Source organism: Streptomyces laculatispora (assembly GCF_017353455.1).
Taxonomy (GTDB): Bacteria; Actinomycetota; Actinomycetes; order Streptomycetales; family Streptomycetaceae; genus Streptomyces; species Streptomyces laculatispora.
This window is the reverse complement of record NZ_JAFMPZ010000220.1, coordinates 1-3,427: the sequence shown is the minus strand read 5'-3', so window position 1 is coordinate 3,427 and position 3,427 is coordinate 1. Positions and strand designations below refer to the sequence as shown.

General features: G+C 73.4%; 3 protein-coding genes and 2 pseudogenes. 4 read left to right on the top strand and 1 reads right to left on the bottom strand.

What is annotated here, in order from left to right:
• Nucleotides 1–74: 74 nt before the first annotated feature.
• The 3 genes and pseudogenes from J1C73_RS34760 to J1C73_RS12530 form a co-directional block, all read left to right on the top strand.
• Nucleotides 75–572, top strand: a pseudogene (locus J1C73_RS34760) (sodium:solute symporter family transporter); the annotation flags it as partial.
• Between the two features lie 141 nt (nucleotides 573–713).
• Nucleotides 714–1,301, top strand: coding sequence for a helix-turn-helix domain-containing protein (locus tag J1C73_RS12535; RefSeq protein WP_207316441.1), 588 nt, complete (start codon nucleotides 714–716; stop codon nucleotides 1,299–1,301).
• 25 nt (nucleotides 1,302–1,326) lie between these two features.
• Nucleotides 1,327–2,574 (top strand): MFS transporter, encoded by a 1,248-nt coding sequence (locus J1C73_RS12530; protein ID WP_307797676.1) that lies wholly within the window; start codon nucleotides 1,327–1,329, stop codon nucleotides 2,572–2,574.
• Nucleotides 2,575–2,608: 34 nt separating this feature from the next.
• On the opposite strand, the gene J1C73_RS12525 is transcribed toward J1C73_RS12530, so the two are convergent.
• Nucleotides 2,609–3,241 carry a TIGR03085 family metal-binding protein gene (locus J1C73_RS12525; RefSeq protein WP_207316439.1) on the bottom strand — a complete coding sequence of 211 codons (633 nt, stop codon included), beginning with the start codon at nucleotides 3,239–3,241 and terminating at the stop codon, nucleotides 2,609–2,611.
• An 84-nt stretch (nucleotides 3,242–3,325) separates the two neighbouring features.
• Between J1C73_RS12525 and J1C73_RS35965 the strand changes: the two are divergent.
• A pseudogene (locus J1C73_RS35965) lies at nucleotides 3,326–3,427 on the top strand (phosphoribosyl-AMP cyclohydrolase); the annotation flags it as partial.

The following is a 3,427-nucleotide window of genomic DNA, read 5'->3' as shown; positions in this document are numbered from 1 at the left end:
CCCCCGACACCCCGCACCCCCGTGAGCGCCTGCGCGCCGGCCGCGACCCGTGCCCCGGCCCCGGGATCACACCGGTGAGCGGCGCCATCGACGCCCGGTCGCTCGCCGTGGTCGTCTTCCTCGGATTCGTCGCCGTGTCCCTGCTGCTGTGCGGGCTGGCCGCGGCGGACCAGGACGACCCGGAACACTTCTACGCGGGCGGCGGCTCCGCACTCGGCCCGGCCGGCGCCGGTCTGGCCATCGCGGGCGACTACATCTCGGCGGCCACCCTGCTCTCCACCACCGGTGCCGTCGCGCTCGCCGGTTTCGACGGCATCCTGTTCGCCGCCGCCACCGTCGCCTCACTGGTGCTGGTCATGCGGATCCTGGCCGAACCGCTGCGCCGCAAGGGCGTGTTCACCCTCGGGGACTTCCTCGCGGACCGGCTCGGCGACCCGTCCGTACGCCGCGCCCTGGGCATCACGACCCTGGTCGTCCTGACCCCGCTGCTGCTGGTGCAACTCGCCACCGCGGGACGGGTCATGGCCGCCATGTTCGGGCTGCCGGAGGGGGCGCTCACCGGCTGCACCGTGGCCAGCGGTGCCCTGATGGTCTGCTACTGCGCGGTCGGCGGAATGCGCGGAACGGGGTACAGCGCCGGGACCGTGGTCGGCCCCGGCCGAACCGTGCAGCTTTTATTGCGCAAAATTTCTTTCCTATCTATCGTGGAGGGCATGGCAAGCAACGAATCACGCCGGGTGTCCGACCTCGGCACGCTCAAGGCGTTCGGGCACCCGCTGCGGATGAAGCTCTACCGGGCGCTCTACATCGCCCGGCAGGCCACCGCGTCCCAGCTCGCGGAGCAGGTCGACGAGCAGGTCTCCCTGGTCAGCTACCACCTGCGCAAGCTCGCCGACCACGGCCTGATCGAGGAGGCCGAGGGGCAGGGCAAGGACGGCCGCGAGCGCTGGTGGCAGCCCGCCTCGAAGGGGCTGCGCTTCCACGACGAGGACTTCAGCGACGCGCCCGAGAAGGCCGCCACCCACACCGCCGTCAGCCGGCTCTCGTTCGACCAGCACATCGAGCTGTACCGCCGCTTCCTGGACGCGTACCGGAGCTGGACGCCCCCGTGGCGCAAGAGCTCCTTCACCTCGGAGTACCTGGCCCGGCTGAACCCCGAGGAGCTCGCCTCGCTCGAACGCGAGCTGCACGAGGTCATCAACCGGTACGAGGAGCAGGGCCGCGCCCGCGACGAGGCCGGAGACACGGAGAACCGCGAGAACGTCGCGCTGCATGTGTACGGATTCCCGTTCCGGACCTGACCCGGCCACCCGAGAGGACGCCCCCGTGACCGTCACGCTCACGCCCGAAAAGGCTCCGGAACGCCCCGCCCACCGCGACGGAAACGTCCTGCGCTGGCTCGGCGCCTACACCGCGTCGACGATCGGCGACAGCGTCTACTACATGGCCCTCGCCTGGGCCGCCGCCCGCACCGGAAGCGCCTACCAGACCGGCCTCGTGCTGGCGGTCGGCTCCATACCCAGGGCCCTGCTGCTGCTCGGCGGGGGAGTACTCGCCGACCGGTTCGGGCCGCGCCGCGTCGTGGTCGTGAGCGACACCGCCCGCTGCCTCGTCATCCTCGGGCTGGCCGGGGCGCTGCTCCTCACCTCGCCCACCGTGTGGATGCTGATCGCCGTCGCCCTGGTCTTCGGCGCGGCCGACGCCCTCTTCCTGCCCGCCGTCGGCGCCCTGCCGCCCCGGATCACCGCAGCCGGCCAGCTCGCCCGCGTCCAGGGGATGCGCGGCCTCGCCACCCGCGCCGCCAACCTCACGGGAGCCCCGCTCGGCGGCCTCGCCGTCGCCCTCGGCGGCCCGGTCCTCGCGTTCGCCGCGGCCGGTGTGCTCTTCGCCGTCTCGCTGCCGCTGCTGCTTTCCGTACGGATGAGCCCGCTGCCCGCCCCGGAACAGCCGGCCGAACCCGCCGGCACGGCCTGGCGCGAACTCGTCGACGGACTGCGCCACATCCGCCGCCACCCCCTGCTGGGCCCGCTGATGCTCGTCGTCGGCGTCAGCGAACTGGGCTTCGTGGGACCGCTCAACCTCGGCCTGATCCTGCTCAGCCAGGAACGCGGCTGGGGCGCCTCCGGAATGGGCTGGGTCATCGCCGCCTTCGGCGCCGGAGCGGGCGCGTCCGCGCTGCTGCTCGCCGTACGGGGGCGGCTGCCCCGGGCCGGGCTCGTCATGTGCCTCACCGTGCTGATCGGCGCGGCCGCCATCGCCGCCCTGGCGTACGCGCCCTCCGTACCGCTCGCAGCCGGTGTCGCGGTCCTCATAGGGCTCTTCGTCGGACTCGGCGGCGCCCTGTGCGGAGCCCTCGTCCAGACCGCCGCGGACCCCGCCTACCTGGGCCGGGTCACCTCGGTCTCGACCCTGTTCACCCACGCCCTCGCACCGCTCAGCTACCCGGTCACCGGCGCGGCCGCGGCCCTCTGGGGCACCGGCCCGGTCTTCGTCGCCAGCGCCTCGCTGTGCGCGGCGGGGGCGGTGGCGGGCCTGGCGCTCGCTCCGCTGCGCCGCGCGGAACTCCCGCGCTGAGCACCGGTGCCGCGGCCCGCCGCCGGACCCGGACCTACATACCGAGCTTCGCCGTCGTCACCCGGGAGATCGCCTCCTGGTCACCCTCCAGCTCCACCCGCGCCGCGTCCTGCCGCCCGAACGCGAACAGCAACAGCTCGCCCGGCTCACCGGTCACCGTCACCACCGGGGTGCCCTTGTGCGCGACCACGGTCTGCCCGTCGGGACGGCGCAGCACCAGCCCCACCGGGGCCTTCCGCCCCAGCATCCGGGCCGCCTTCTCCGTACGCGACCACAGGACATCGGCGAAGACCGGGTCCAGCTCCCGCGCCGTCCAGTCCGGCTGGGCCCGGCGCACGTCCTCCGTATGGACGTAGAACTCGACGGTGTTGGCGACCTCGTCCAACTGCTTCACGCCGAACGGGGACATCCGCGGCGGACCCGTACGGATGAGCTGGATCAGCTCCTCGTACGGCTTCGAGGTGAATTCGTTCGTGATCCGCTCGCCCCGGCTCTTCAGGGGGCCGATCACCAGCCCGGCCGCCGCGTCGGGCCTGCGCTCCCGCACCACCACATGGGCTGCCAGGTCCCGGGCCGTCCAGCCGTGGCAGAGGGTCGGGGCCTCCGGGCCCGCCGCCTCCAACAGGTCGGCGAGCAGAAGTCGTTCGCGCTTCGCATGGGTCGACATGTCCGCCAGCGTACGACCGGTGTCCAGCGTCCGCCCAGTGGACGTGCGCCCGGACGGCCCTCCTCGCCACGGCACAATGGGCACATGACCAGCACGCCCACGCCCGGCACCCCACCGCCCGCCAGCGGCCTCGACCCCGCCATCGCCGCCCGCCTCAAGCGCGGCGCCGACGGACTGGTGCCGGCC

Coding starts and splice junctions, on each gene's coding strand:
- J1C73_RS12535 (WP_207316441.1), top strand. CDS start 714: ATGGCAAGCAACGAATCACGCCGGGTGTCCGACCTCGGCACGCTCAAG.
- J1C73_RS12525 (WP_207316439.1), bottom strand. CDS start 3,241: ATGTCGACCCATGCGAAGCGCGAACGACTTCTGCTCGCCGACCTGTTG.